This window comes from Streptomyces sp. WMMC500 (assembly GCF_027497195.1).
In the GTDB taxonomy this organism is placed as follows: Bacteria; Actinomycetota; Actinomycetes; order Streptomycetales; family Streptomycetaceae; genus Streptomyces.
In genome coordinates, this window is the sequence record NZ_CP114905.1 from 3,650,940 (window position 1) to 3,677,642 (window position 26,703).

26 protein-coding genes and 2 tRNA genes are annotated in these 26,703 nt (G+C 74.7%); 17 read left to right on the forward strand and 11 right to left on the reverse strand.

Annotated elements, in window-relative coordinates:
- Nucleotides 1-12 precede the first annotated feature (12 nt).
- The 6 genes from O7599_RS15375 to O7599_RS15400 all read left to right on the forward strand — a co-directional run bounded on the left by O7599_RS15375 (nucleotide 13) and on the right by O7599_RS15400 (nucleotide 3,751).
- Complete coding sequence (locus O7599_RS15375) at nucleotides 13-492, forward strand: Rrf2 family transcriptional regulator (protein ID WP_281622716.1); 480 nt, start codon at nucleotides 13-15, stop codon at nucleotides 490-492.
- A 58-nt stretch (nucleotides 493-550) separates the two neighbouring features.
- Nucleotides 551-1,759 carry an MFS transporter gene (locus tag O7599_RS15380; RefSeq protein ID WP_281622717.1) on the forward strand — a complete coding sequence of 403 codons (1,209 nt, stop codon included), beginning with the start codon at nucleotides 551-553 and terminating at the stop codon, nucleotides 1,757-1,759.
- A gap of 135 nt (nucleotides 1,760-1,894) precedes the next feature.
- Nucleotides 1,895-2,386, forward strand: coding sequence for a hypothetical protein (locus O7599_RS15385; protein WP_281622718.1), 492 nt, complete (start codon nucleotides 1,895-1,897; stop codon nucleotides 2,384-2,386).
- 33 nt (nucleotides 2,387-2,419) lie between these two features.
- Nucleotides 2,420-2,782 (forward strand): VOC family protein, encoded by a 363-nt coding sequence (locus O7599_RS15390; protein WP_281622719.1) that lies wholly within the window; start codon nucleotides 2,420-2,422, stop codon nucleotides 2,780-2,782.
- A 55-nt stretch (nucleotides 2,783-2,837) separates the two neighbouring features.
- Nucleotides 2,838-3,227, forward strand: coding sequence for a metalloregulator ArsR/SmtB family transcription factor (locus tag O7599_RS15395; protein WP_281622720.1), 390 nt, complete (start codon nucleotides 2,838-2,840; stop codon nucleotides 3,225-3,227).
- Nucleotides 3,224-3,751 carry an SRPBCC domain-containing protein gene (locus O7599_RS15400; RefSeq protein ID WP_281622721.1) on the forward strand — a complete coding sequence of 176 codons (528 nt, stop codon included), beginning with the start codon at nucleotides 3,224-3,226 and terminating at the stop codon, nucleotides 3,749-3,751. Before O7599_RS15395 ends, O7599_RS15400 begins: the two co-directional genes overlap by 4 nt.
- A 186-nt stretch (nucleotides 3,752-3,937) precedes the next feature.
- Here O7599_RS15400 and O7599_RS15405 read toward each other — a convergent pair whose 3' ends face one another.
- Both O7599_RS15405 and O7599_RS15410 read right to left on the reverse strand, forming a co-directional pair.
- On the reverse strand, nucleotides 3,938-4,609 hold the full coding sequence (locus O7599_RS15405) for an SDR family oxidoreductase (RefSeq protein ID WP_281622722.1): 672 nt from the start codon (nucleotides 4,607-4,609) through the stop codon (nucleotides 3,938-3,940).
- A 155-nt stretch (nucleotides 4,610-4,764) separates the two neighbouring features.
- Nucleotides 4,765-6,117, reverse strand: a complete 1,353-nt coding sequence (locus O7599_RS15410; RefSeq protein WP_281622723.1) for an amidohydrolase family protein — start codon at nucleotides 6,115-6,117, stop codon at nucleotides 4,765-4,767.
- Nucleotides 6,118-6,467: 350 nt separating this feature from the next.
- Between O7599_RS15410 and O7599_RS15415 the strand changes: the two genes are divergently transcribed.
- From O7599_RS15415 to O7599_RS15460, 10 genes are all read left to right on the forward strand, one after another.
- Nucleotides 6,468-6,540: transfer RNA gene (locus O7599_RS15415), tRNA-Thr, on the forward strand.
- A 46-nt stretch (nucleotides 6,541-6,586) separates the two neighbouring features.
- Nucleotides 6,587-6,659 (forward strand) — tRNA-Met (locus O7599_RS15420).
- An 88-nt stretch (nucleotides 6,660-6,747) separates the two neighbouring features.
- Complete coding sequence (rpmG, locus tag O7599_RS15425) at nucleotides 6,748-6,912, forward strand: 50S ribosomal protein L33 (protein ID WP_003948671.1); 165 nt, start codon at nucleotides 6,748-6,750, stop codon at nucleotides 6,910-6,912.
- Between the two features lie 237 nt (nucleotides 6,913-7,149).
- A complete protein-coding gene (locus O7599_RS15430; RefSeq protein ID WP_281622724.1) occupies nucleotides 7,150-7,602 on the forward strand; it encodes a MaoC family dehydratase N-terminal domain-containing protein in 453 nt (150 codons plus the stop codon).
- A 6-nt stretch (nucleotides 7,603-7,608) separates the two neighbouring features.
- Nucleotides 7,609-8,043 (forward strand): MaoC family dehydratase, encoded by a 435-nt coding sequence (locus O7599_RS15435; RefSeq protein WP_281622725.1) that lies wholly within the window; start codon nucleotides 7,609-7,611, stop codon nucleotides 8,041-8,043.
- A 118-nt stretch (nucleotides 8,044-8,161) separates the two neighbouring features.
- Nucleotides 8,162-8,719 carry a TetR/AcrR family transcriptional regulator gene (locus tag O7599_RS15440; protein WP_281622726.1) on the forward strand — a complete coding sequence of 186 codons (558 nt, stop codon included), beginning with the start codon at nucleotides 8,162-8,164 and terminating at the stop codon, nucleotides 8,717-8,719.
- A gap of 77 nt (nucleotides 8,720-8,796) precedes the next feature.
- Nucleotides 8,797-10,251 (forward strand): DHA2 family efflux MFS transporter permease subunit, encoded by a 1,455-nt coding sequence (locus O7599_RS15445; protein ID WP_281622727.1) that lies wholly within the window; start codon nucleotides 8,797-8,799, stop codon nucleotides 10,249-10,251.
- A 138-nt stretch (nucleotides 10,252-10,389) separates the two neighbouring features.
- Complete coding sequence (locus O7599_RS15450; protein ID WP_281622728.1) at nucleotides 10,390-10,809, forward strand: YccF domain-containing protein; 420 nt, start codon at nucleotides 10,390-10,392, stop codon at nucleotides 10,807-10,809.
- A gap of 84 nt (nucleotides 10,810-10,893) precedes the next feature.
- Nucleotides 10,894-12,006, forward strand: coding sequence for a family 43 glycosylhydrolase (locus O7599_RS15455; protein ID WP_281622729.1), 1,113 nt, complete (start codon nucleotides 10,894-10,896; stop codon nucleotides 12,004-12,006).
- 58 nt (nucleotides 12,007-12,064) lie between these two features.
- Entirely contained in the window at nucleotides 12,065-12,904 is an 840-nt protein-coding gene (locus O7599_RS15460; protein ID WP_281622730.1) for a hypothetical protein, read from the forward strand.
- A gap of 65 nt (nucleotides 12,905-12,969) precedes the next feature.
- On the opposite strand, the gene O7599_RS15465 is transcribed toward O7599_RS15460, so the two are convergent.
- Together O7599_RS15465 and O7599_RS15470 are read right to left on the reverse strand one after the other, a co-directional pair.
- Nucleotides 12,970-14,547 carry an MFS transporter gene (locus O7599_RS15465; protein WP_281622731.1) on the reverse strand — a complete coding sequence of 526 codons (1,578 nt, stop codon included), beginning with the start codon at nucleotides 14,545-14,547 and terminating at the stop codon, nucleotides 12,970-12,972.
- On the reverse strand, nucleotides 14,544-15,206 hold the full coding sequence (locus O7599_RS15470; RefSeq protein WP_281622732.1) for an NAD(P)H oxidoreductase: 663 nt from the start codon (nucleotides 15,204-15,206) through the stop codon (nucleotides 14,544-14,546). Before O7599_RS15470 ends, O7599_RS15465 begins: the two co-directional genes overlap by 4 nt.
- Nucleotides 15,207-15,399: 193 nt before the next feature.
- Here O7599_RS15470 and O7599_RS15475 point away from each other — a divergent pair, with 193 nt between their 5' ends.
- Nucleotides 15,400-18,804 (forward strand): BTAD domain-containing putative transcriptional regulator, encoded by a 3,405-nt coding sequence (locus O7599_RS15475; protein ID WP_281622733.1) that lies wholly within the window; start codon nucleotides 15,400-15,402, stop codon nucleotides 18,802-18,804.
- Nucleotides 18,805-18,897: 93 nt separating this feature from the next.
- Here the strand turns inward: O7599_RS15475 and htpX are convergent, their stop codons facing one another.
- From htpX to O7599_RS15510, 7 genes are all read right to left on the reverse strand, one after another.
- Complete coding sequence (gene htpX / locus O7599_RS15480) at nucleotides 18,898-19,767, reverse strand: zinc metalloprotease HtpX (RefSeq protein ID WP_281622734.1); 870 nt, start codon at nucleotides 19,765-19,767, stop codon at nucleotides 18,898-18,900.
- Between the two features lie 140 nt (nucleotides 19,768-19,907).
- Nucleotides 19,908-21,533 (reverse strand): NADH-quinone oxidoreductase subunit N, encoded by a 1,626-nt coding sequence (locus O7599_RS15485; RefSeq protein ID WP_281622735.1) that lies wholly within the window; start codon nucleotides 21,531-21,533, stop codon nucleotides 19,908-19,910.
- Nucleotides 21,533-23,110: an NADH-quinone oxidoreductase subunit M gene (locus tag O7599_RS15490; protein WP_281622736.1), complete on the reverse strand. Its 1,578-nt coding sequence runs from the start codon at nucleotides 23,108-23,110 to the stop codon at nucleotides 21,533-21,535. The genes O7599_RS15485 and O7599_RS15490 overlap by 1 nt, the downstream gene beginning before the upstream one ends.
- An 8-nt stretch (nucleotides 23,111-23,118) precedes the next feature.
- Entirely contained in the window at nucleotides 23,119-25,155 is a 2,037-nt protein-coding gene (locus tag O7599_RS15495) for an NADH-quinone oxidoreductase subunit L (protein ID WP_281622737.1), read from the reverse strand.
- The gene (gene nuoK, locus O7599_RS15500; protein ID WP_281622738.1) at nucleotides 25,152-25,544 is read right to left on the reverse strand and encodes an NADH-quinone oxidoreductase subunit NuoK; all 393 of its coding nucleotides are present in this window, start codon (nucleotides 25,542-25,544) and stop codon (nucleotides 25,152-25,154) included. Before nuoK ends, O7599_RS15495 begins: the two co-directional genes overlap by 4 nt.
- On the reverse strand, nucleotides 25,544-26,146 hold the full coding sequence (locus tag O7599_RS15505) for an NADH-quinone oxidoreductase subunit J (RefSeq protein WP_281622739.1): 603 nt from the start codon (nucleotides 26,144-26,146) through the stop codon (nucleotides 25,544-25,546). Before O7599_RS15505 ends, nuoK begins: the two co-directional genes overlap by 1 nt.
- Entirely contained in the window at nucleotides 26,143-26,658 is a 516-nt protein-coding gene (locus O7599_RS15510; RefSeq protein ID WP_281623397.1) for a 4Fe-4S binding protein, read from the reverse strand. The genes O7599_RS15505 and O7599_RS15510 overlap by 4 nt, the downstream gene beginning before the upstream one ends.
- Nucleotides 26,659-26,703 lie beyond the last annotated feature (45 nt).

The window sequence follows — 26,703 nt, forward strand, 5'->3', positions numbered from 1 at the left end:
AGCATCCCCTTCATGCACATGGGCGAAGGCGTCGAGTGGGGGCTGCACAGTTGCCTGACCCTGGCGTGGCTGCGGGACGCGGGGCCGGTGCCCATCCGCAGGCTGGCCGCCTGGTTCGACCTGCCGCAGGAATACCTCAAGAAGCGCCTCCAGGCCCTCGCCCGCGCCGGGATCCTCGACTCCACGCCCGGCGCGCGCGGCGGCTTCTCGCTCGCGCGGGCGCCCGAGCGGATCACGCTCATGGACGTCGTGACCGCCCTGGAGGGGCCGCTCGAACCGTTCGTCTGCACCGAGATCCGGCAGCGGGGACACGGCGGGCAGGGCGCGGGGCGGGAGTTCGCCCGGCCGTGCGGGGTGGCCACCGCGATGCGCCGCGCCGAGCTGGCCTGGCGGCGCGAGCTGGCGGGGCAGACCGTCGCCGATCTGATGGCCGCGGCCCCGAAGGCGAGCGCGGAGCGCACGCGGCGGCAGTACGCCCGCCTGGCCGGCTGAGCGGGCCCGTACCACCCTGCACGCCGTGTCCCGTACGCGACGCACGAGAGGAATGGGGATGTCAGATATCCCGGTCCACGGATCCGCCGAGCCGACGGCCGCCGCGCCCGGAGCGCGTACCGGCGGGCGCTCCGCCACCCTCGTCCTGGCCCTCGGCACCTTCGCCGTCGGCACCGACGCCTTCGTCGTCGCCGGCTTCCTGCCCGCCATGGCCGGCTCGCTCGACGTCTCCGAGTCCGCCGCCGGGCAGTCCGTCACCGTCTTCGCCGCCGCGTACGCCGCGCTCTCCCCCGTACTCGCCACCGCCTGCGCCCGCGTCCCGCGGCGCACGCTGCTCGTCGGCGCCCTGCTCGTACTCGCCGCGGCCAACCTCGGCTCGGCGCTGGCGCCCGGCTACGCCGTCCTGATGGCCTGCCGCGTCCTCGCCGCGGCGGGGGCGGCGGCGTTCACGCCCGGCGCGGGGGCCGTCGCCGCCGCGCTCGCGCCGCCCGAACGGCGGGCGCGGGCGCTGGCGGTCGTCATCGGCGGGCTGACCGTGGCCACCGCGCTGGGCGTGCCGCTCGGCACGCTCGTCGAGCGGGCGGTGGACTGGCGCACGGCGCTGGGGCTGGTGGCCGCGCTCTGCGCGGTGTGCGCGCTCGGGGTCTACGCGGTCATGCCCCCGCTGCCCGGCGGGGCGCCGGTGCCGCTGCGGGCGCGGCTGGCGGCGCTGCGCCGGCCGGGGGTGCTCGCCGTGCTGCCGCTGACCGCGCTCGGGATGGGGGCGGGGTACACCGTCTACGCGTACGCCGTGCCCGTCCTGGCGGACGTCGGCGTCGGCGCCTCGGAGGCGGTGTGGATGCTGTGCCTGTACGGAACCGGGGCCGTCGCCGGCAACTTCGCCGCCGGCCTGGCCACCGACCGCTGGGGGGCGGTGCGCGTGCTGGCCGTCGGGTACGCGCTGATGGCGGCCGGCCTCGGCGCCCTCGCCGTGTCGGCCGCGGCGGGGCTGCGCTCCCTGCCGCTGACGGCGGCGGCGATGGTGGCGTGGGGCGCGAGCAGTTGGTGCCAGACGCCGCCGCAGCAGCACCGGCTCATCTCCGCGGCGCCGCGGGAGACGGCGCTCGTGGTCGGGCTCAACGCCTCGGCGATCTACACGGGCATCGGGCTCGGGACCCTGCTCGGCGGGGTGCTGCTGCCGCTCGGCACGGCGCAGGCGGCGACGGCGGGGGCGGTGCTGGCGGTGGCGGCGGGGGCGTGGCTGGCGGGGACGCGGCGGTATCGGTGAGGGGAGCCGGGCGGCGCGGCCGGATCACAACTGCCCCCCGGCGGGCCGCCGTTGGCCGGAGCCCACGACTCAGCCCGCCCAGGACTGTCACCGTCGGCTCCTCTCTGTACCACGGTCGTTGTGGTGCAATCGACTATGGCCACGACCACCGGCGGCACCCCGCCGTCCGTACCGGACGAGCCCGTACACCGGCTGCGCAGAGAGGTGGAGCGGTTACGCGACGAAGCGGCGCGGCGGCAGAAACTCGCCCACCGCAGAGCCGAGTTCTGGGCCAGGACCGACGTGGCGCTCGGCTTCCCCGCCGCCCTGCTCGCCGCCGTCTCCGGCGCCGCCGCGCTGGCGTCCGCGGACGCGCGGGTGCCGGCGGCGCTCGGCACGCTGGCCTCGGCGGGCTTCGCGGCGGGAGCGGCGTTCCTGCGGAGCGAGCGGCGGCGGCTGGGGAACAAGTGGTGCCGGCAGGCGTGGGCCGCGGTGGAAGCGAGGGCGACCGTGCTGCTGGCGCGGGAGCGGATCGCCGCCGCGGACCTGGCCGGGCTCTTCGAGCTGCGGCAGGCGGCGCTCGCGGCGTACGAGGGCGACGAGGGCCCGCGGCCGCCGGGCCCGCCGCCGCCCGCCGCACCCGGTTGATACGTAGGAAATTTCCTACGTATCATCGGGCGCATGAACATCACCCACGCGCAGTTCGTGACCCTGCCCGTCGCCGACCAGGACCGGGCCAAGACCTTCTACACCGACGCCCTCGGCTTCGACGTCGTCGCCGACCGGCAGATGGGCCCGGTCCGCTGGCTGGCGGTCGCGCCCAAGGGCGCGCAGACCCACTTCGTGCTCGCCGCCGCGGACCAGGGCTTCACCCCCGGCAGCGTGCACGGCACGGCGCTCGTCAGCGCCGACCTCGACGGCGACTGCGCGGCGCTGCGCGCGGCGGGCGCTAAGGTCGAGGGCCCGGACGACCGGCCGTGGGGCCGCCAGGCGACCCTGGAGGACCCCGACGGCAACCGGTTCATGCTCTCGGCGGAGGGCTGACGCTCCGGGAGAGACGCCCCGGGAGGAAGGCCCCGGGAGGAAGGAGACGGCGGACTTGCCCGCGCCCCCCGCGACCGAGCACACCCGCGGCGAGGACCGCGTCTTCGGCGCGCTGTCCAGTCCCGTACGGCGCGAGGTGCTGCGACTGCTGCGCGACGAGGGCCCTCAGCCCGTCCAGCAGTTGGCGGCGCACTTCGACATGCGGCGGCCCAGCCTCTCGGAGCATCTGAAGGTGCTGCGGGAGGCCGGGCTCGTCAGCGAGGAGCGGGCCGGGCGGCAGCGGATCTACCGGCTGGAGGCGGAGCCGCTGACGGAGGTACGGGACTGGCTGGGGCCGTACGAGCGGTTCTGGCGCGCGAAGCTGGCCGGGCTGGCGGAGCTGCTGGACGACCTGCCGGAGGCGGACGGCCCGGACCGTACGGGCGACACCGGGGCCGGGGCGTGAGCGTCCCCGGCTTTCCCGAGCCCGCGGACCCCACCGAGATCCGGCTCGACGCCTTCCTGCCGCATCCGCCCGGCAAGGTGTGGCGGGCCCTGACCGAGCCGGGGCTGCGCGCCCGCTGGCTCATGCCCGGCGACTTCCGCCTCGAAGTGGGCCACCGCACCCTCATGCGCTCCCTCCCCCGGCCCGGCACCGGGTTCTCGGGCACGGTGGCGGAGGAGGTCCTCGCGTACGAACCGGAGCGGATGCTCCGCGTCCGCTGGACGGACGCGGCGCCCGGGGACGGGGACGGTGCGGCGGACGAGGGCGTGGCCGGGGACGGGGGTGACGCCGCGGGCGGGGCCGGGGGCGCGGACTGGACGATCACCTGGACCCTCGAACCCGAGGGCCGCGGCACCCGCCTCTTCCTCGTCCACGCCGGCTTCGACCCCGACGACCCGCTCCAGCGCCGGGCCCACCGGATCATGGGCGGCGGCTGGTCCTCGCAGGTGCTCCCGGCGCTGGCGGAGCTGCTACGGGAACGGTGACGGGACGCCGGAGCCGCGGCCCCGTCCCAGGCCCAGGCCCCGTACTCACTCCCCCGGACCCACCGACGGAGGGCGCACGGCGTTATGGAGGTGAGGGGAGTGCCCCGATCCCCACCCGGCCCGGAACACCCGCCGCTCGCAGGGCGGTTGTTCCCGAACCGGCCGGGCGCCGCTCGCGCCCGGCGGCTACGCCGTCCCCGTGCGGGCCACCGCCGCGACCGCCTCCAGTACCGGGGTGCTGCCGCCGATCAGCTCCAGCGTCAGCCCCACCGTCCCGGGCTCGTCCAGCAGCGCGACCAGCACCGCCGCCACGTCGTCGCGCGCGACCTCCGAACGGCCCGTGTGCTCGGCGAGGTTGACCAGGCCGGTGCCCGCGTCGTTCACCAGCCGGCCGGGGCGCAGGATCGTCCAGTCCAGGCCGGGCCGCGCCCGCACGTACTCGTCCGCGGCGGTCTTCGCCCGCAGGTACGCGGCGAAGACGGGGTCCGCGCCGGACGGCGGCTCGCGGTCGGCGCCCATGGAGGAGACGACGACGATGCGCCGCACGCCGGCCGCCTCGGCGGCGTCGGCGAAGAGCACGGCGGCGCCGTGGTCGACGGTCCCCTTGCGCTCCTCGCCGCTGCCGGGCCCCGCGCCGGCGGCGAACACCGCGGCGTCGGCGCCGTCGAGGAGCGGGGCGACCTCGTCGACACCCGCGGACTCCAGGTCGCAGACGAGGGGTTCGGCACCGACGGCCCGCAGGTCGTCGGCTTGCTCCGAGCGGCGGATGAGCCCCGCGACCGCATCACCCCGGGCGGAGAGCAGCCGCTCCAGCCGCAGGGCGATCTGACCGTGTCCTCCAGCGATGACGATGCGCATGGCTTCGACGGTAACGCCTGACCGCCCACGGCGCGCGCCGCGCGGCGCGCGCCCCCGCATCCCCCACATCCCCGCACACCCGCCCAAGGGTATGCGGCTCCCCTGACAACGCCTCCGACGGTCGAACACGCGGCCGCGACGCACGCGGCGCCCCCTCACCCCGCCGTAGGCCGCAGGCCCTGCCGCGGCAGGGCCAGGTCCGCCGCGCCGGAGTCGCAGTACTCGCGTACGGCGCTCGTACGGGCCACCACCCGGCCGCGGTGGATCACGATCCGGCTGTACCCCAGCGACAGCGCACCCGCGACCGAGTCGCCCCGTACCGCCAGCAGTTCAGCCGGATAGCCCGCCGCCACCCGTACCTCCGGCAGCCCGAGCACCGCCCGCGCCTGCCCGGCAACCGTCGCGTACGCCGCCGCCGGGTCGGCCTCGCCCGCGGAGGCGAGGAGGTAGGCGGACTGCAGCGGATCGCCGCGTCCCACGGGGTTCGCGGCATCGCGTACGGCGCCGCTCCCCGCGGCGACGCGCACGCCGGCGGCGCGCAGCAGCCGCACGGGGGCGTACGCCAACGGCCGTGCGCCTGCACCGCGCGCCGCACCGCAGTCCCCCTGCGGCAGACACACCACCGCCACCCCCGCACCGGCCAACCGCTCCGCCACCCCCGCCGCCGTCTCGTACGGCATCCGCGCCAGCCCGCCGCACGGCCCGACGGCCACCGCGGACCGCAGCTCGGCGGCCACCGCCGCCACCCGGTCGAGCCGTGCGGGGTCCGCACCGTCGCAGTGCAGGTCGACCGCGCACCCGTACTCCGCGGCGACCCGCAGCACGGCGTCCGTGTAGCCCACCGGGTCCGGGTCCAGGTCCGGGCAGCCGCCGACCGCGGTGGCGCCCATGGCGACGGCGTCGCGCAGCAGCGACCTGCCCCGGGCCCCCGCGACGCCGGTCAGCACCGGGGCCGCCGCCACCGCCGCGACGTCGGCGAGGCCGCGCAGCGCGGCGCGGGCGGCGAGCACGGCGCGGAGGTTGCCGAGCCCCGCGGCGCCGCCGATACGTACGTGCGTACGCACGGCGGTGGCGCCGTGCCCGAGTTGGAGGAGGGCGGCCTCGACGGCTCGCCGCTGCACGTCGGCGACGGCGGCCTCGGAAGCCCCGGCAACACCACTCCCACTCCCCGCATCACCCGCACCACCCGGGCCTCCCGCGCCACCGACACCTCCCGAGCCACCCGAGGTGCCCGAGCCACCCGCCCCGGTCAGCGCCGTGTCCAGGTGCGCATGCGCCTCCACCGGCGCCGGCAGCAGCAGGTACCCGTCGAGATCCACCCGCGCCCCGCACCCGCCCGCCTCCCCCGCCAGGCTGCCCGCCGTTCCCACCGCCAGGATCCGGCCGTCCCCGAGCCGTACGTCCACCGTCCTGCCGTCCGCGAGCCGCGCGCCGCACAGCACCGGTGTTCCGTCACCGCCCGGGGCGGATCCGTGCCGGGGGTACTGCGGAGGGCTGCTGGCACGCATGTGACTCCTGCGGGCAGGTCAGGGCAAACATCCCCGATGTGAGCAAAGTCGCATAGTCAAGATCGGAAATCATCAGAAGACCACGCCGGGCCGGATCGCACCGAATCGGACGTGATCAGGCGAGACATAGTCCGACCAGGGCAGACCATCCCGGATCGGACGTGATCAAACGGCGCGCACGAGCCTAGGCGGGGCGGGCGCGTACGCGGCGGAGGAGGGGATAAGTCGTATCGGCGTGGCAACCGGCAGGTCCGCCCACCGGCGGTGATCGGCACGCGCCGGCGAGCGCGATCAAGGGCGGGTTACTGATTTCACCTTCGGCCGCTCAGCGTGTAGTGTCTTCATCGCTCGCCCCAATAGCTCAGTCGGCAGAGCGTCTCCATGGTAAGGAGAAGGTCAACGGTTCGATTCCGTTTTGGGGCTCTGATGCGGTTCGCACCTCGCTACCCTGGGAGGGGCAGAGCATCGCAGCGGTGTAGCTCAGTCGGTAGAGCAAGCGGCTCATAATCGCTGTGTCACCGGTTCAAGTCCGGTCACCGCTACTCACCTCAAGTAGCCGATTGCAGGCTCGGACCTTCGATCGGCTACTCTTTCTGCGTTGAACATGTCCGTCCGTCAAGGAGCACTCACGTGGCTGCCACAGACGTCCGCCCGAAGATCACGCTGGCCTGCGTGGAGTGCAAGGAGCGGAACTACATCACCAAGAAGAACCGGCGTAACAACCCGGACCGTCTTGAGATGAAGAAGCACTGCCCTCGCTGCAACGCCCACACGGCGCACCGCGAGACCCGCTGAACGCAGGCCATCGAACCCCTCGTCCCGCCCGGGACGGGGGGTTCGCCGCGCTTCACCCCGCACCGCACTCCCGCATCCGCGCCCGCCCCCGGCCGCACGCGCCGGGCGCCCAAGCTCAGCGCCCACACCCCGCACCCGCGCCGAGCGCCGCACGCCCGCGCCCGGGCGCCCCGCCCCGCCCCGGTCCCGTACGCCACGGCTAGGGTGGGGCCCGCCGCTGGCGCGACAGGAGGGTTCATGCCGCTCGATCAGTCCTTCGTGGGCCGGAGTTATCCGCCCACCGCCCCCTATGAGGTGGGCCGGGAGAAGATCCGCGAGTTCGCGGAGGCGGTGGGCGACACCAACCCCGCGTACACCGACCCGGAGGCTGCCAAGGCCCTGGGCCACCCCGACGTGATCGCGCCGCCGACGTTCGTGTTCGCGATCGCGTTCCGGGCGGCGGGCCAGGTGATCGCGGACCCGCAGTTGGGGCTGGACTACAGCCGCGTCGTGCACGGGGACCAGAAGTTCGCGTACAGCCGTCCGGTACGGGCCGGCGACCGGCTCTCCGTGACGTCGACGATCGAGGCGATCAAGTCGATGGCCGGGAACGACATCATGGACGTGCGCGGCGACGTCCGTGACGAGGCGGGCGAGCACGTGGTGACGACGATCATCAAGCTGGTGGCCCGCGCCGCCGAGGAGGGCTGAGGGCCGATGGTGGCGAAGGTGGCGTACGACGCCGTCGAGGCCGGCACGGAGCTGCCGGCCCAGTCGTTCCCGGTGACCCGCGAGACGCTGGTGCGCTACGCGGGCGCGTCCGGGGACTTCAACCCGATCCACTGGAACGAGCGGTTCGCCAGGGAGGTCGGGCTGCCGGACGTGATCGCGCACGGGATGTTCACGATGGCCGAGGCGATCCGGGTGGTCACGGACTGGGTGGGCGACCCGGGCGCGGTGGTGGACTACGGCGTGCGGTTCACCAAGCCGGTCGTGGTGCCGGACGACGGCGTGGGCGCGGTGATCGAGGTTTCGGGGAAGGTCGCGCAGAAGCTGGACGACGAGGCGCGTACGGTCCGGGTGGACCTGACGGCGACGAGCGGCGGGCAGAAGGTGCTGGGGATGTCGCGGGCCGTGGTCCGGCTGGCGTAGGCGGCCGTGCCGTACGGCGCGCGCCGCCCGCCCCTGCGGCACACCACCCGTACTACTGCCCTCGGAGCCCCGCTTGACAAGTTAGTGATTGGCCAATAACTTACTTCCCATGGTGAGGATGAGCGCAGAGGAGCGGCGCGAGAGCGTCATCCGCGCAGCGATCACGGAGTTCGGCCGGGGTGGTTACCACGGCACGTCCACCGAGTCGATCGCCAAGCGGGTCGGCGTCTCACAGCCGTACCTCTTCCGCCTCTTCCCCAACAAGCGCGCCATCTTCCTCGCCGCGGCCCTCCGCTGCGTCGAGGACACCGGCGCGGTGATGCACGACGCCGCCGAGGGCCTGTCGCCGGAGGAGGCGCACAAGGCGGTGGCCGTCGCGTACCAGCGGTTGCTGGAGGACCGCGACCTGCTGCTGATGCAGATGCAGATGTACGTCGCGGTGGCCTCGGCCGAGGCGGCCGGCGACCACGAGTTCGGCAAGCCGATCCGGGCCGCCTGGTCCGAGCACTTCTACGACTTCGCGCTGCTGACGTTCGAGGGGGACGTGGAGGAGGCGACCACCTTCCTCGCCTTCGGGATGCTGATCAACACCTTCGTCGCCCTCGGCTACCCGCCGAAGGGCCGGGTGTGGGACGGCTTCTGGCCCGAGACCCAGCCGCGCACGCACCCTTCGTAACCCCCGCGATCCCGCACGCCCGCGCACACGCACGCCCGCGAAAGTTATTGACTGATAACTAATCCGGAGGCCACACCATGCCCGCCCCAGCCCGCACCGGCGGCGACAACAGCCGCTTCGGCCCCACCTTCTGGGCCCTGCTCCTCACCAGCCTCGCCAGCTTCATGGGCGCGCTCGACAACCTCGTCGTCACCACCGCACTCCCCGCCCTCCGCGACGACCTCGGCGGCGGCATGGAGGACCTGGAGTGGACGGTCAGCGCGTACACGCTCACCTTCGCCGTCCTCCTCATGCTCGGCGCCTCCCTCGGCGACCGCTTCGGGCGCCGCCGGATGTTCGCCGTCGGCATCGGCATCTTCACCGCCGCCTCCGCCGCCGCCGCGCTCTCCACCGGCATCGACGGCCTCGTCGCCGCCCGCGCCGTGCAGGGCGTCGGCGCCGCCCTGCTGATGCCGCTGTCGCTGACCCTGCTCTCCGCCGCCGTACCGGCCGCGCGCCGCGGCATGGCGCTCGGCGTCTGGGGCGCGGTGCAGGGCCTGGCCGTCGCGTCCGGGCCGCTGGTCGGCGGGGCGCTCACCGAGCACATCTCGTGGCACTGGATCTTCTGGCTGAACGTGCCCGTCGGCCTCGCCCTCATCCCGCTGGTCCGGCTGCGGCTGGCCGAGAGCCACGGCCCCAACGACCGCCTCGACATCCCCGGCACCGTGCTCGCCAGCACCGCCCTCTTCGGCCTCGTCTACGCCCTCGTCCGCGGCAACGCCGACGGCTGGACCGCCGGGCCCGTCCTCGCCGGGCTGATCGCCGCGCCGGTGCTGCTGACCGCCTTCGTCGCGTACGAGCTGCGCGCCCGGAACCCCATGCTGCCCATGCGCCTCTTCCGCAACCGCAGCTTCAGCGCCGTCAACGCGGCGAGCGTGCTGATGTTCCTCGGGATGTTCGGCTCGATCTTCCTGCTCAGCCAGTTCCTCCAGGAGGTCGGCGGCTACTCGCCGCTGGAGGCCGGCCTGCGCATGCTGCCCTGGACCGCGATGCCGCTGGTCGTCACCCCGATCGCCGGCGCGCTCTCCGACCGCATCGGCGGCCGGCCGATCATCGCCGCCGGTCTCGCGCTGCAGGCGGTGGGGCTGGCCCTCTGGGCGGTGGCGGTCGAGGTCGGCTTCTCGTACGGCGCGATCCTGCCCGCGCTGACGGTCAGCGGCGTGGGCATGGCGATGTACTTCGCGCCCTCCGCGAACGTCGTCCTGTCCAGCGTCGCCCCCGAGGAGCAGGGCATCGCGTCGGGCGCGAACAACGCCATGCGCGAGCTGGGCGGCGCGCTGGGCATCGCGGTGCTGGCGGCGGTCTTCTCCGCCCAGGGCGGCTACGAGACCGGGCAGAGCTTCGTCGACGGCCTGACGCCGGCGCTGTGGGTCGGCGCGGCGGGCGTGGGCCTGGGCACGGTGACCGCGCTGCTCATCCACGGGCACCGCAGGCAGGCGGCGGTGGTCGCCGAGGCGCCCCTGGTGGAGGACCGCACCCCGGTCGGCGTCTGATCCGGACCCGGGCTGCCCCGCGCCGCACGGCGCGGGGCAGCCCCGTCCCGTACGCGCCGCGTTTCCGCCCCGGCGCCTCGCGGCCGATACTGGTCCTGACGGGCCGCGTCGACGCAGATCCCGGAAGAGGTGCCGATCATGAAGCTGTTCAACCTCCTCTTGAACGTCCTGTGGCTGATCTTCTGCGGAATCTGGATGGCGATCGCGTACACGATCGCCGCGCTGATCTGCTTCATCCTGATCGTCACGATCCCGTTCGGGATCGCGTCGCTGCGTATCGCCGGCTACGTACTGTGGCCGTTCGGCCGCACGACGGTGGAACGGCCGGGCGCGGGCGCGCCGTCGTTCGTCGGCAACGTGATCTGGGTGATCTTCGCGGGCTGGTGGCTGGCCCTCGGCCACCTGATCACGAGCATCCCGCTGTTCCTGTCGATCATCGGCATCCCCTTCGGCTGGGCGAACCTGAAGCTCATCCCGATCTCCCTGATGCCGCTGGGCCGCGAGGTGGTCCCGACGGACGAGCGCTTCGGCTACGCTCGGCCACCCGCCCCGCGGTGACGGGGGCTCCCCGCAGGCGGTGTGTATCTGCTTTGTATGCGCGCCCCCTTGAATCGGCGACGACACCGACGACAGGGGAGAAGCGTGCGCACCCGTATCCGCCGGCTGCTCGCCGTGGTGAGCACGGCGACAGCCCTGGCCGTCGCGGCGCCGATCGCCGACGCGGCCCCGCCGGCCCCGCCGGCTCCGCCGGCCCCTGCCGCCGAGGGTGAGTCCTCCCCCGCGGCGAACCCGTCGTCCTTCCAACTCGCCGATCCGGACACCGTGCGGGCGCGGGACGGCCGGTACGTCACCTACGGCACCACGGTGCCCGCCGGCCGCGGGACGCGGTGCGACGGCGCCACCGGGCGGCTCAACGTCCCGGTACTCGTCCACGGCTCCGGCAACACGGTCGGCATGACCGACTGCGCCTCGGGCGACGCGCTGCCCGGCGGACCGGGCGCCTGGGCCGAGCCGGGCGGCGCCGTCTGGGCGCCCGGTGTGGCCCGTTTGGGCGACCGCTACTTCATGTTCTACACCGCCTCACGCAAGGGCTCCGGGCAGAAGTGCATCGGCCGGGCCGTCGCGACGTCCGCCCGCGGCCCGTTCCGCAGCGCGGGCGGGTGGGCCTGCCCGCCCGGCGGACGGTGGGCGATCGACGCGAACCCCTTCGTCAGCGGCGGCACCATGTACGTCACCTACCGGGACGACGCGATCGCGGCCGGCGCCGAGACCGGCATCTCGACCGTACGCACCGACGGCGAGGGCCGGGCCGTCTGGAGCACCCGCCGGGACGTGCTCAAGAGCACCGACATCACCTGGGACACCCGCGGGACCAGCGGCGGCACCCATGTCGTCGAGAACCCGTCGATGTGGCGGCGGTCCAACGGCACCTGGTACCTGATGTACTCCGGTAACAACTGGGACAGCGCCCGCTACGCCACGGGCATCGCCGAGTGCGGCACCACCCCGCTCCCCTCGTCCCGCTGCAACCCCCTCCGCCGCGGCGTGGAGCGCCCGTACTTCGGCTACACCGGGTCCGGCGGACTCGGCCCGTACCGCGGCCTGCCCGGCAACCGCCGGGGGCCGGGCGGCATGGACGTCTTCGCCGTCCCCGACGGCACCCTCCGGGTGGTGTGGCACTGGTGGGACGGCGGCCCCCGCTACCCGATGAACGGCGCGCTGCGTCTGAACGCGGACGGCTACTACGTCCAGTAGGGCCCCGGCCGGGCAGAGGGAACGCGTACGGCACTCGAAGCTCGCGTAGGGAGAAGTCGTGGAAGCGATCACCAGGAGGCGCGCCCTCGGCCTCGGCGGCGCGGCCGTGGTCGGCACCGCCGGCGCACTGGCAGCGGCCGACAGCGCCGACGCGGCCGACGGCTGGCAGCGGCTCGTCGTCGTCACCGCCAACATCGGGCGCGAGAACGCGGGCCAGCGGGAACGCGCCATCCGGGACGTCCGGCACGCCGTGACGATCGACGGCCGGCTGACCAGACCGCTGGTGGGCTGGCAGGAGATCGGCGAGGGTGACGGGAGCGACAACCTGGAACCCCGGTGGATCAACCAGTACTTCGGCACCGCCTACCGGAACATCTTCGAGCAGGAGGGCCGTGCCCGCAGGGTGCCGATGTCGATCCCCACGGCGTACGACATCGTCGACCGCAGGGTCACCTTCGTCCACGGCGGCAGGGCGGGCGTCTCGCCGCACCGGGTCATCACCGAGGCCGTACTGGCACGGGCGGACGATCCCCGGTCGAGATTCGTCTTCGCCAACACCCACTACGTGGCGGGGGCGTTCAACGGCACGGAGGACCCGCACGAGGCGTGGCGGGACGACATGTGGCGGCAGCACTTCCGCAAGCACCGCGACGAGGTGCTGGGACACTGGCGCGCCCGCGGCCTCCCGGTGATCTGGACCGGCGACGTGAACCGCAGCCCGATGCCGCTGCTCCTGCCCCAGCACGAAAAGCGCGCCTTCGCCCGCGGGATCGACCAGATCGGGTGGGTCCCGGGCACGAACGGGACACAGGTGCGGCTGCGCTGGACGAAGGTGGTGCCGATGCACGTGGACGGGCACGACGCCAGGGTGGCGGTGATGCAGATACGCCGCGTCTGAGGGCGGGGCAGGACGCGAGCCGAGGCCCGGAGCCTCGTCGGTCCGGGCTGCGGGCTTCGCCGGTCTCAGCGGTTCACGCTTGCCTGCCCTGCTGCCTCGGGTTCCTCCTTCTGCTCCTCCTCCCCCGTGATCGGCGGTACGCCCCGCAGCAGCAGCGCCGCCACCGCCGCCGTCACCAGCGCCAGCACCGCGCTCGCCGCCGCCGCCGTGTGCAGGCCCGCGGTGAAGGCGTCGCGGGCCGCCGTGGCCAGGGCCGCGCCGCGTTCGGGGGCGGCCAGGGCGCCGGCCGCGTCCAGGGCGGCGCCCACGGTGTCGCGGGCCTCGGCGGGGGCGTCGGGCGGCATCTCCCGGCGGTAGACCGCCGCCGCCAGGCTGCCGGTGGTCGCGATGCCGAGCGCCAGGCCGAGGTCGTACGCCGTCTGCCCGGTCGCGGCGGCGGCGCCCGCCTTCGGCGGGGGTGCGCCGGCGACGGCGAGTGCCGTGCCCAGGACGCTGATCGGGGCGACCCCGAACATGACCACCGTCAGCCCCGCCGCCGTGGCGCCGACGCCCGTGACGGCCGTCAGCATCCCGTACCCGACCAGCGAGATCAGCAGACCGCCGACCAGGACCCACGCCGGCCGGAACCGCCTCGCCAGAACGGGCGTGAGCTGTGAGCCCGCCACCAGCCCCACCGCGCCCGGCACCAGCCACAACCCGGCCGCCAGCGGCGACAGTTCCGTCACCGACTGGAGGTACTGCGGCACCAGGTACTCGACGCCGTTGAGCGCCGTCATGCCCAGCAGCAGGGTGAGCAGCGCGCCGGTGAACTCCCGGCGGCGGAACAGCGCGAGGTCCAGCAGCGGGTCCCTGAGGCGGTTCTGCCGGCGTACGAAGGCGGTGACCGCGACCGCGCCCACCGCCGTGGACAGCGCGGCCGTGCCGCCGGGGCCGTGTTCCGCGGTGTGCTTGACCGCGTACACCAGCGGCAGCACGGACGTCAGGAACAGCGCGACGCTCGGCAGGTCCAGCCGGCCGGGGCGCGGATCGCGGTACTCCGGCAGGAGCAGCGGTGCCACCAGCAGCACCGGCAGCATCACGGGCAGCCCGATCAGGAACACCGAGCCCCACCACCACCGCTCCAGCAGCACGCCGCCGACGACCGGTCCCGCCGCCAGGCCGGCGGACAGCGCGGTGACCCACATCGCGATGGCCGTCGCGCGCTGCCGGGGGTCGGCGAACATGTGGCTGATCAGGGAGAGGGTGGAGGGCAGGACGGCCGCGCCCGCCACGCCGAGTACGGCACGCGCGCCGATGAGGGTCGCGGCGTTCTGCGCGTACGCCGCGACCACCGACGCGATCATGAACCCGGCCGAACCGGCCAGCAGCAGTCTGCGGCGGCCGACGCGGTCGCCGAGCGTCCCTATGATCACGAGGGTGCCGGCGGTGAGGAACCCGTAGATGTCGGTGATCCACAGCACCTCGGAGCCGCTGGGCCGCAGGTCGGCGGCGAGGTACGGGGTGGCGAGCCAGAGCACGCCCAGGTCGGCGGTCATCAGCGCGACCGGCACCACGAGCAGCGCGAGGCCGAGCCACTGGCGGACTCCGGCGCGCGGCGGCGGGGTGTGGCGGTCGTCGGTACGGGCGTGGGCGCCGGTGCTCACCGGGACACCTCCACGCGCGTGATCGCGGTGCCGCGCAGGGGTGTGCCGTGGGACGGGGTGTCGCCGAGGATCTCCTGCCGCGCGGCCTCCGCCGCGGCCAGCACCTCGCGCACCTTCGCGGGCCGTACGTGTACGGGGACGCCGGACAGCTCGGTGCCGTGCAGCAGCCGGACCGCGGACGCGGTGATGCCGTTGTACTCCGAGATGCCGACTCGCAGTTGCGTGTCCATCGCGGTGTCCAGGCCGAGGGAGGCGAACTCCTCGGCGGTGCCGCCCGCCAGCCCCAGCCACAGCATCCGCTTGGCGGCGAGCCGCGGGGTGCTGCGGCCGTAGGCGAAGCCGTAGTTCCAGACGCGGTCGATCCAGCCCTTGAGGATCGCCGGCGGCGCGTACCACCAGACAGGGAAGACGACGAGGATGTCGTCGGCGGCGGCGATGCGGTCCATGTGGGCATGGACCTCGGCCGAGTACCGCTTGTCGCGGTTCTCCCAGTCGGGTTCGTCGTCGGGATACGTGCGTGGATCGAAGCGCTCCGCGTACAGGTCGAGGACGTCGACCGTGCCGCCCGCGTCCCGTATCCGGGCCCGCAGGCCGGCCGCGACCTGTGCGGTGAGGGAGTCGGGGCGGGGGTGGGCCACGACCGTGAGGGTGTGGGGCATGGGTTTCTCCGGGGGTGGGCAGGGGGCGGGCGGCGGACGCCGGTGGCGTCCGGTGCACCTCACTGTCCGGGGGGCCGCATCGGATCCGGCTCGGGTGGTGTTCGGGCCTGGCCCCGGGGGTGTGCGGAGGGGCAGCAGGGGGCGGGGAGAGACACCGGGGCCGGTGTCGGGGGCCTGGGCTACCGTGATCGACATGCGATTCGGGGTGCTGGGGGAGACGGCGGTGTGGACCGACGCCGGCCGGCCCGTGCGCGTACCCGAGCTGAAGGTGCGGGCCCTCCTCGCGTCCCTGCTGGCGCACGCCGGGCAGCCCGTCGCGACGTCGCGGCTGATCGACGACCTGTGGGGCGACGAGCCGCCGGGGAACCCGGCGCGTTCACTCCAGGCGAAGGTCTCGCAGTTGCGGGGGGTGCTGGAGGCGGCCGAGACCGGCGCGCGGGACCTGGTCGCCACGCGCGCTCCCGGATATCAGCTCGTGCTGCCGCCCGAGGAGCCCGACGCCCTGGACGCCCGGCGGTTCGCGCGGCTGGCCGCCCGGGCCCGTACGGCACCGGACGCCGCAGCACGGATCGCTCTGCTGCGCGAAGCCCTGGGCCTGTGGCGCGGGCCCGCCTTCGCGGACTTCGCCGAGGAGCCGTTCGCGCAGGCGGCGGTGGCGCGGCTGGCGGACGAGCGGCTGGTCGCCCTGGAGGCGCTGGCGGACGCGCGGCTGGAGCTGGGTGAGCACGCCGAGGTGGTGGCCGAGCTGGCCGAGCAGGTGGCGCGGCATCCGTTGCGGGAGCAGTTGCGGGCCGTCTATCTGCGGGCGCTGTACGGGGCGGGGCGCCAGAGCGAGGCCCTTGCCGGGTACGAGGACCTGCGCGCCCGCCTCGCCGACGAGCTGGGGGTCGACCCCAGCCCGGCGCTCGCCGCGCTGCACGGGGCGATGCTGCGGCAGGACGCGGCGCTGGACGCCCCGGCCGCCGGGCGCGGGCGGGGCGGGCGCGGGCCCACCCCGCCGCGTACGAACCTGATCGCTCCGCCGCTGGGCGACCTCGTCGGGCGGGACGAGGCGATCGGGGAGGTGGCGGCGCTGCTGGCGGAGCGGCGTCTCGTCACGCTGACGGGACCGGGCGGGGTCGGCAAGACGCGGCTGGCGCTGGCGGTGATGGAGAAGCTGCGGGGGACGTACCCGGACGGCGAGTGGGTGGTGGAGCTGGCCGGCGCGGCGGGCGGGTCGGCGGGGGCGGCGGGGCGGATGACCGGTCCGGACGACGGGCGGCGGGCGGGCGCGGAGGGGCGGCGGGCGGGCACGGACGGCCGGCGGCCCGGCTCCGACGGCTCGCGGCCCGGCTCCGACGGGTTGCGGCCCGGGGTTGGCGGCCAGGGGCCCGGTGCCGGCGGCCGGCTGGCCGAGACGGCCGCCGTCGCCCTCGGCCTGCGCGACGACGGCACGTGGGGCCGGCGCCCCGAAGGCGAGGCGGATCCCGGCGCCGCCGGGCGGCTGGCGGCGGCGCTCGCCGGCCGCCGGATGCTGCTCGTCCTCGACAACTGCGAGCATGTCGTCGACGAGGCCGCCGAGTTGGTGGAGCTGCTGCTGCGCAGCGTGCCCGGTCTGACCGTACTGACGACGAGCCAGGAGGCGCTGGCGCTCGCCGGGGAGACGCTGTGGGCGGTGCCGCCGCTCGCGCCGGGCAGCGCGCTCGAACTGTTCACGGCGCGCGCCGCCGCGGCGGCGCCCGGCTTCACGCTCGACGCGGCGGGCAGGACGGCGGCCGAGGCGATCTGCCGTCGGCTGGACGGCATCCCGCTGGCCCTGGAGCTGGCCGCCACGCGCGTGCGCGCGCTGGGCGTACACCAGCTTGAGCAGCGCCTCGACGACCGCTTCCGGCTGCTGTCCGCGGGCCAGCGCGGTGCTCCGGCACGGCAGCAGACGCTCCGGGCGGTGATCGACTGGAGCTGGGAGCTGCTGACCGCACCGGAGCAGGCGGTGCTGCGGCGGCTGGCCGTGCACGCCGAGGGCTGCACCCTGGACGCCGCGGAGGCGGTGTGTGCGGGGGACGGGGTCGCGGCTCGGGACGTGCTGGGGATCACGGCGCGGCTGGTCGACCGCTCGCTGGTGGTCGCGGCACCGGACGGCTCGCGCTACCGGCTGCTGGAGTCGGTCGCCGCGTACTGCCTGGAGCGACTGGACGAGGCTGGCGAGCGCGAGTCCGTGGCGACGCGGCACCTGGAGTGGTACGCGGACCTGGCCGCGGGCGCGGAGCCGCGGCTGCGGGGGCCGGAGCAACTGGCCTGGCTGGAGCGGCTGGACGCGGAGAGCGCGAACCTGCGCGCGGCGTTCGCCACCGCGGTGCGGCGCGGCAGCGCGCGGGATGCGCTGCGGCTGGTGGACGCGCTGGGGTGGTACTGGATCATGCGTGGCCGCCTCGTCGAGGCGCTGCGCTCGGCGGCGGACGCGCTGGCGCTGCCGGGGGGCGACGCGGCGCCGCGGGCGCGGGTGGGCGTGTGGCGGACGGGGTTCGCGATCCTGACGGGGAACGGGACGAAGCGGACGGCGCGTATCGGGGCGGCGGTCGGTGCGTACGAGAACGCGTACGAGCAGGGGGACGCGGGGGCGTCGGGCTGGCGGGGCCCGGCGTGGGCGGGGTGGTTCCTGGGGCACACGCTGTGCGGCACGGGGAGCATGGCGGAGGGCGAGGAGTTGACGGGCCGGGCTCTCGCCGCCTTCCGGGAGCAGGGTGACGGCTGGGGTGAGGCGGCGGCCCTCGGGGACCGGGCGGTGCAGCGGCTGCTGAAGGGCGACCTCGCCGAGGCGGCGGGGGCGGCGGAGCGGAGCGCGGAGTTGTTCGCGGGCGCGGGGGACGCGTGTTCCCGGCTGTGGGCGGTGTACCCGCTGGCCTCGCTCGCGGAGATCCACGGCGACTACGCCCGGGCCACGGAGCTGTGGCGCGGCGGCCTCGACGTCGCCCGCCGCTTCGGCGCGTCACCCCAGGCGGTCGACCTGCAGGCGGGCCTGGGCAGGGTCGCGCTGCTCGCGGGCGACCTGGCGGCGGCGTACGAGCACCACGAGGCCGCGCGGTGCGCGGCGACCGAGATCGGCTTCCGCGCGGGCGAGATCAACGCCCGCCTGGGCCTGGCCCTCACGGCACGCCGGGACGGCCGGCTGGACGCGGCGGAGGCGCATCTGCACGCCGTGCTGGAGTGGCACCGCGAGGTCGGCCTGAACGGCGCGAACGCGCTGGTCCTCGCCGAACTGGGCTTCGTGGCGGAGCTGCGCGGCGACGCGGAGGAGGCCCGCGGCCGCCAGGAGGAGGGCTACGAGACGGCCCTGACGACGGGAGACCCCCGCGCGCTGGCCCTGTCCCTGGAGGGCATGGCCGCGGCCCGCACCCTGACGGACACCCCGGCGGCGCTGCGAGACGCGGCGCTGCTGCTGGGCGCCGCCGCGGCGGCCCGCCGCGCGGCGGGAGCGCCGCTGCCCGCGGCGGAACGGGGGGATGTGAACCGCGCGACGGCCCGGATCCGCGAGGCCCTGGGGGCGGCGGAGGCGGCGGAGGCGCTGCGGAGGGGGGAGGGTTTCTCGCCGGAGGAGGCGGTGGCGGGGAGCGGGGGCTGACGGGCCGATAGCCCGGGGTGCGGGGACGTCGAACGGGGACGTCGTTCGGGTGGCGGCCACCGCGGCGGGCAGCGCCGGGCCGCCGGCGGCGGGTTAGTTGCCCAGGTTGCGGCCCGCCATGCGCTCCAGGCGGGCGATGCGTTCCGCCATCGGCGGGTGCGTCGAGAAGAGGCGCGACATGTTGCCCGACCCCCGGCGGAACGGGTTGGCGATCATCATGTGGCTCGCCGTCTCGATGCGCGGCTCGGGGGGCAGCGGGAGCTGCTTCGTGCCGATGTCGAGCTTCCGCAGGGCGCTCGCCAGGGCCAGCGGGTCGCCGGTGAGGCGGGCGCCGGTCTGGTCCGCCTCGTACTCGCGCGAGCGGCTGACCGCGAGCCTGATGATGCTCGCCGCCACCGGGCCGAGGAAGAGGACCAGGAGCATGCCGAACGGGCCGGGGCCGTTGCCGTTGCGGTCGCCGCTCGGGATCAGCCAGGCGAAGTTCACCAGGAACATCACCACCGACGCGAGCGCGCCCGCGATCGACGAGATGAGGATGTCCCGGTTGTAGACGTGCATCAGCTCGTGGCCCAGGACGCCGCGCAGCTCGCGCTCGTCGAGTATCTGCAGGATGCCGTCGGTGACGCAGACCGCCGCGTTGCGCGGGTCACGGCCGGTGGCGAAGGCGTTCGGGGCCTGGGTGGGCGAGATGTAGAGCCGCGGCATGGGCTGGCGGGCCTCGTTGGAGAGCTCGCGCACGATGCGGTAGAGGTTCGGCGCCTCGATCTCGCTGACCGGGCGGGCGCGCATCGCGCGCAGCGCCAGCTTGTCGCTGTTCCAGTACGCGTACGCGTTGGTGCCGATGGCCACGACGAGCGCGACGATCAGGCCCGTACGGCCGAAAATGCTGCCGATGAGCAAGATCAGCGCCGACATGCCGCCGAGGAGCGCGGCTGTCTTCAGCCCGTTGTTCGACCGGTGCACGGTGTGCCCTCCAAAGCCTGCCGCCGCAAGTGTCGGCCGTCTCCCTCCAGTGGACCCCTCCCCCACCAGGAACGCGCGACCTGCCGGGTAAGTTCCCTGGTCAGCGCAGATCCCCCGTGCGCCGGGCGGGTGAGGCGGCGTTACAGCAGGGCTTCGCCCGCGAAGCGGAGTACGAGCTGCGGGGCGCCGGAGAGCGCGACGCCGAGCGCCGCCGTCAGGCCGATGGCGCCGCGCAGCGGGGCGGCCAGGGGCGCGGCCGGAGGTGCGACCACGGGGGCGGTCGGGGTGGCCGGTGCGGTCGGTACGGGCTGTACCCCCTCGGGTCCGCCCTCCGCCGCCGGCTCCGCCGGGCGGAACAGCAGCGCCGTCCACTTCAGGTAGTAGTAGAGCCCCACCACCACGTTCGCCGCCATGACCACCGCCAGCCACCCCAGCCCCGCGTCCACCGCGGACCCCAGGACCGCCACCTTCGCGAACAGGCCGATGATCCCCGGCGGCAGCCCCGCGAGGTTGATCAGGAAGAACGCCAGCGCCAGTGCCACCGGCAGCCGCGTCGACGCCAGGCCCCGGTAGTCGGCGATCCGCCCGCCGCGGCCGCCCTTCGCCGCCAGCGCGGCGACCACCGCGAAGGCGCCGAGGTTCACCACCCCGTACATCAGGGCGTACGAGAGCGTGGAGCCCACCGCGCGCTCCGGTTCTTCGGCGTAGCCCGCGGCGGCGATCGGGACCAGCAGGTAGCCGGCCTGCGCCACCGAGGACCAGGCCAGCAGGCGGACCGCGCTGTGCGGGGCGTCGAGGCGCTGGCGCAGGGCGGCGACGTTGCCCGCGGTCATCGTGAGCGCCGCCAGCACCGCGATCGCCGGGCCCCACACGTGGTCGTACGCCGGGAAGGCCAGGACCGTGACGAGGATCAGCCCGCTGAAGCCCACCGCCTTGCCGACGACCGACAGGTACGCGGCGACCGGGACCGGGGCGCCGACGTACGTGTCGGGCACCCAGGAGTGGAACGGCACCGCCGCCGTCTTGAACGCGAACCCGACGAGCGTCAGCACCACCCCCGCCGCCGCCAGCGTCTCCAGCCGCTCCGGCGCCGACGCGAGGCCGTCGGCCAGCCGCGCCAGGTGCAGGCTGCCCCCGGCCGCGTAGACGAAGCTGATGCCGAGGAGCATGACGGCGGTCGCGGTGACGGAGGAGAGGAAGAACTTCAGCGCCGCCTCGGACGACAGCCGGTCCCCGCGGCGGAGGCCGACCAGCGCGAACGCCGGCAGCGAGGCGACCTCCAGGGCGATCACGAGCGTGGCCAGGTCGCGGGCGGCGGGCAGCAGCGCCGCGCCGGCCGCGGAGGCCAGCAGCAGGAACCAGAACTCCCCCGCGGGCAGCCGCGTCGCGCGTACGTCGTGCACGGACAGCAGCGCGACGAGCAGTGCGCCCGCGAGCACCACGAGTTGCACGACCAGCGCGAAGCGGTCGGCGGTGTAGCTGCAGACGTTTGGATCGTCGGTGAGACAGAAGGTGCTGCGGTCGCCGTCGAGCAGGGGCAGGAGCGCGAGCAGGGACACGGCGAGCGCGGCGACCGCGCCCCAGCCGAGGAGGTGTTTGGCGCGCTCGGATACGAAGAGGTCGGCGACGAGCAGCGCGACGGCGGCCACGGCGACGATCGTGGGCGGCGCGACGGCGAGCCAGTCCACGGACTGGACGACGGACTCGGCGAGGACCGTGTCCGCGGACCCGGCCCCCAGGGGTGCGGCGGCGTGTGCGTACGTCATCAGCTTCCTCCCGCGAGGAGCTTCTGCACGGCCGGGTCGGTCAGGCCGAGGAGTGCGGCGGGCCAGAGGCCGGCGAGGACGGTGAGCGTGACGAGCGGGCTCCAGGCGGCGATCTCGTACCGGCGTACGTCCGCCAGCGCCGGCCTCGCCCGCTCCCCCGGCGTCCCGTCCCCCATGCAGACGCGGCGTACGACGACGAGGAGGTACGCGGCGGTGAGCAGGGTGCCGAAGCCGGCGACGGCCATGCAGACCAGGTACGCCGGCCGCGAGAGCCCGGCGGCCGGGTCGTACGCGGCGAACATCGCCAGCATCTCGCCCCAGAACCCGGCCAGCCCCGGCAGCCCCAGCGACGCGACGGCGCCGAAGGCGAGCAGGGCGCCGAGGCGCGGGGCGCTGCCGTAGAGGGCGGCGCCGGTGCGGCCGGCGAGGGCGTCGAGGTCGGTGGTGCCGGTGCGTTCCTTCAGGGCGCCGACGAGGAAGAACAGCAGGCCGGTGATGAGGCCGTGGGCGACGTTGGCGAAGAGCGCGCCGTTGACGCCCGTGGGGGTGAGGGTGGAGATGCCGAGGAGCACGAAGCCCATGTGGCCGACGGAGGAGTACGCGATGAGCCGCTTGAGGTCGCCGCGTGCCCCGGTCCTGGCGAGGGCGAGGCAGGCGAGGGAGCCGTAGAGGATGCCGGTGACGCCGAAGGCGGCGAGGTAGGGCGCGTACGTCTCCATGCCGTCGGGGGCGATGGGCAGCAGGACGCGCACGAACCCGTACGTGCCCATCTTCAGCAGCACTCCGGCGAGGAGGACGGAGCCGGCGGTGGGGGCGGCGGTGTGGGCGTCGGGGAGCCAACTGTGCAGCGGCCACATCGGGGTCTTCACGGCGAGTCCTGCGCCGATGGCGAGGACGGCGATGAGCTGCGTGGTGTGGCTGAGGTTGGCGCCGTTGTCAGTGGCGAGTGCCACCATGTCGAACGTGCCGCCCTGGAACCCGACGAGGAGGAGGCCGAGGAGCATCACGACCGAGCCGAGCAGCGTGTAGAGGATGAACTTCCAGGCGGCGGGGCCGCGTCCGGCACCGCCCCAGCGGGCGATGAGGAAGTACATCGGGATGAGCACCATCTCGAACGCCAGGAAGAACAGCAGCAGGTTGAGGACGGCGAAGGCGGCGAGCATGCCGCCTTCGAGGACGAGCAGCAGCGCGACGAACGCCCGGGGTGACGGCCCGGCGGGCATGACGAAGTAGCCGTAGACCGCGCAGAGGAAGGTCAGCAGCGCGGTGAGGACGAGGAGGGGGAGCGATACGCCGTCGACGCCGAGGTGCAGCCGGATCCCGAGGGCGGGGATCCAGCTCACGTCGGACTCGGCCTGCATGGTGGCCGGCCCGTCGGCGTCGTAGTCGAAGCCGGCGGCCAGGACGACGGACAGGACGAACACGGCGCCGGTGACGGTGACGCCGTGGCGCAGCACGGCCTGGTCGGGGCTCTTGCCCTTCAGGCCGGGCGGCGCGGGGAACAGGGCGGCCACGGCGCCGAGAAGGGGGAGTACGACGATGGCGGCGAGGACGAGCTGCATCACGGTGTGGTTCATATGCGGCGTCAGCCTCCCGTGACCGACGTGGTGGCGACGACGACGGCGACGGCCAGGACGAGTGCGCCGCCGAGCAGCGCGCTGAGGTAGCTCTGCACGTTGCCGGTCTGCGCGCGGCGGACCGCGGCGCCGAGCAGCCGGGGTGTGCCGCCGGCGCCGCTCACGTAGGTGTCGACGACCTCCCGGTCCAGGAAGCGGACCAGGCGGGCCGCGGCACGTACCGGGCGGACGAAGAGCGCGGCGTACAGGGCGTCGAGGTGGAAGCCGCTGCCGGCGTGCCGGTAGAGGGCGGGGCCGAGCAGGATCCGGCCGGGGTCGGTGGAGGTGCCGTCGGGGGCGGCGCCCGACGCGGCGGCGCCCTCGTCCCCGGTACTGCCGTACACCTCTTCGTGCGTGGCCTCCGCCTCGGCCTCGATGAGCGCGGGCTCGGCTCCGGGGTGGGCGGCGACCGCGCCGACGGGGACGCGGGCGGCGAGCCCGGCGGTCTGCTTCCACGCGGCGTACGTCGCCAGCATGCCGACGAGCGCCAGGCCCGTGCCGAGGACGGCGGTGGCGAGCGTGGGCGTGAGGGAGTGGTCGTCGAGCCAGTCCGGCAGCGTCCACACCGTCAGCCCGAACGCCACGGTGGGCACGAGCAGCAGCCACAGCACGGCGTTCATGACCACCGGCTGCCGGCCGTGGTCGGGAGCGGGTTCGCCGCGACCGTGGAAGGCGAGCAGCCACAGCCGGGCCGCGTACGCGGCGGTGAGCAGCGCCGCGGCGAGTCCGGCGACGAGCACGGTCCAGGCCGCGGCGCCGGGGATGCCCTCCGCGTCGCCCGTTGCGGCGTGTTCGGCGGCGCCGAGGACGGCTTCCTTGGAGAAGAAGCCGGCGAAGGGCGGGAGGGCGGCGAGGGCCAGGAGGGCGGCGGTCATCGTCCAGTAGGCGTCCGGCACGCGCTTGTGCAGGCCGTCCATCCGGGCCATCGCGGCCAGCGAGTTGGTGCCGGCGGCGTGGATGACGACGCCGGCGGCGAGGAAGAGCAGCGCCTTGAAGGCGCCGTGCGAGAGGAGGTGGAAGACGGCGGCGTCGCGGGAGCCGGCGGCCAGCGCCCCGGTCATGTAGCCGAGTTGTCCGACGGTCGAGTACGCGAGGACGCGTTTGATGTCGTCCTGCGCGAGCGCGGCCAGCGCCGAGCCGACCATCGTGACGGCGGCCAGGACCGCCAGCACCACCAGCGCGGCGGCCGAGGCGGCGAAGACGGGCAGCAGCCGGGCGACGACGTAGACGCCGGCCGCGACCATCGTCGCCGCGTGGATCAGCGCGGACACGGGCGTCGGGCCGGCCATCGCGTCGGGCAGCCAGGTGTGCAGCGGGAACTGCGCAGACTTGCCCGCGACGCCGGCGAGCAGCAGCAGCGCGATGAGCGTGGGGTGGGCGAGTCCGTCGCCGGAGACGGCGGCGTTCAGGATGCCGCTGATGCGGAACGTGCCGGCCTCGGCGGCGAGCGCGAAGACGCCGATGAGGAAAGGGACGTCGCCCAGCTTGGTGACCAGGAACGCCTTGAGGGAGGCGGCCCGCGCGACCTCCGTGTCCCAGTAGTGGCCGACGAGGAAGTACGAGCAGATGCCCATGACCTCCCAGCCGACCAGCAGCACCATCAGGTCGCCGGAGTAGACGACGAGGAACATCGCGGCGGTGAAGAGGGAGACGAGGGCGGCGTACGAGGAGTAGCGCGGGTCGTCGCGGAGGTAGCCGGTGGAGTAGAGCTGCACGCACGAGGCGACGACGCCGACGAGCACGGCGACGAGCACCGCCATGCCGTCGAGGTGCAGCGCCAGGTCGATGGGCACGGAGCCGGTCGGGGTCAGCTCGGTGGCGGCGGTCACCGGCTCGTCGCCGCCCTGCCGGGCCGCGACGACGACGGCGAGCACGGCGGCGGTCACGGTCGGCAGCACGGCCAGCGGCTGCACCATGCCCGGGAAGCGGCGGCCGAGGAGCAGGCCGGCGACGGCGCCGAGGAAGGGCAGCAGGGGGACGAGGGCGGCGAGGGTGGTGGTGGTCACGCGGTGGCCTCGGCCTTCTTGGACGCGGTCCCCGCCCCGCCGCCGGAGTCGGTGTCGGTGTCGGTGTCGCTGCCGCCCGCGTCCGTGTCCGCGAGGTCGCGCAGGCGGTCGACGGCGGAGGTGCCCCGGTTGCGGTACACCATCAGCACGATCGCCAGCCCGATGCCGATCTCGGCCGCGGCCACCGCGATGATGAACAGCGTGAACGACTGCCCGGCGCGCAGGGTGTCGCGGAGCCAGACGTCGAAGGCGACGAGGTTGAGGTTGACGGCGTTGAGCATCAGCTCGACGGACATCAGCACCAGGATGGCGTTGCGCCGGGCCAGCACGCCGTAGAGACCGACGCAGAACAGCAGCACGGCCAGCACCGCCGGATACGCGAGATGCATCAGTCCTCCCCGCCCCGGTCCGCGTCGGCGCCCGCGCCCGCGCCGGCATCTGCGTCCGCGTCCGGGGGATCGCCGTTCTTCCGCGACAGCACGATCGCGCCCACCAGCGCCGCCAGCAGCAGCACCGACAGCGCCTCGAACGGCAGCACCCAGTGCCGGAAGACGCTCGCCCCCAGCAGGTCGGTCGTGCCCCTGGGCTCGTCCAGGTCGATCGTGGTCGTACGGAACGCGTCCACGACCAGCGTCACGAGCAGCACCGCCGCCGCCCCCGCCACGCCCAGCGCCACCCACCGGTTGCCCGAGTCGGCGTCCGGCGAGCGGCCTATCGGCGCCCGGGTCAGCATCAGCCCGAAGAGGAGCAGCACCACGACGGAGCCGACGTAGATCAGCACCTGCACCCAGGCCACGAACTCGGCCGTCAGCAGCAGGTACTCGACCGCCAGCCCGCCGAGCGCGACCACCAGCCACAGCGCGGCGTGCACCAACTGCCGGGTGGTCACGGCGATCACGGCGGCGCCGAGGGTCACCAGGCCGGTGAGGACGAAGACGATCTCGACGCCGGTGGGCGACAGGAAGCCGTGGGTCTCGGCGGCGAGGGTCATGCGTCGTCGCCCTCCCCGGCCGGCGGCTCGGCCGTCTCGCGTGCCCGGGCGGCCTCCGCCTTCTCCACCGCCTTGCGCGCCGCGCCCAGCTCCTTCGGCTCCTCCCCCGCCAGATCCGGCGCCGGCGGCACCGGCACCGTCCACATCCAGTCCCGCAGCCGGTCCCGCTCGTGGGTCAGCTCGTGGATGTCGGTCTCCGCGTACTCGAACTCCGGCGACCAGAAGAGGGCGTCGAACGGGCAGACCTCGATGCAGATCCCGCAGTACATGCACAGCGCGAAGTCGATCGCGAACCGGTCGAGCACGTTCCGGCTGCGCTCGCGCCCGCCGGGCGCGGCGGGCGGCACGGTCTCCTTGTGCGAGTCGATGTAGATGCACCAGTCGGGGCACTCGCGGGCGCACAGCATGCAGACCGTGCAGTTCTCCTCGAAGAGCGCGATGACGCCGCGGCTGCGCGGCGGCAGCGCGGGCAGGGTGTCGGGGTAGTGCGCGGTGTGCGAGCGCCGCGTCATCGTGCGCAGCGTGACCGCGAGCCCCTTGGCCAGCCCCTTCACCGG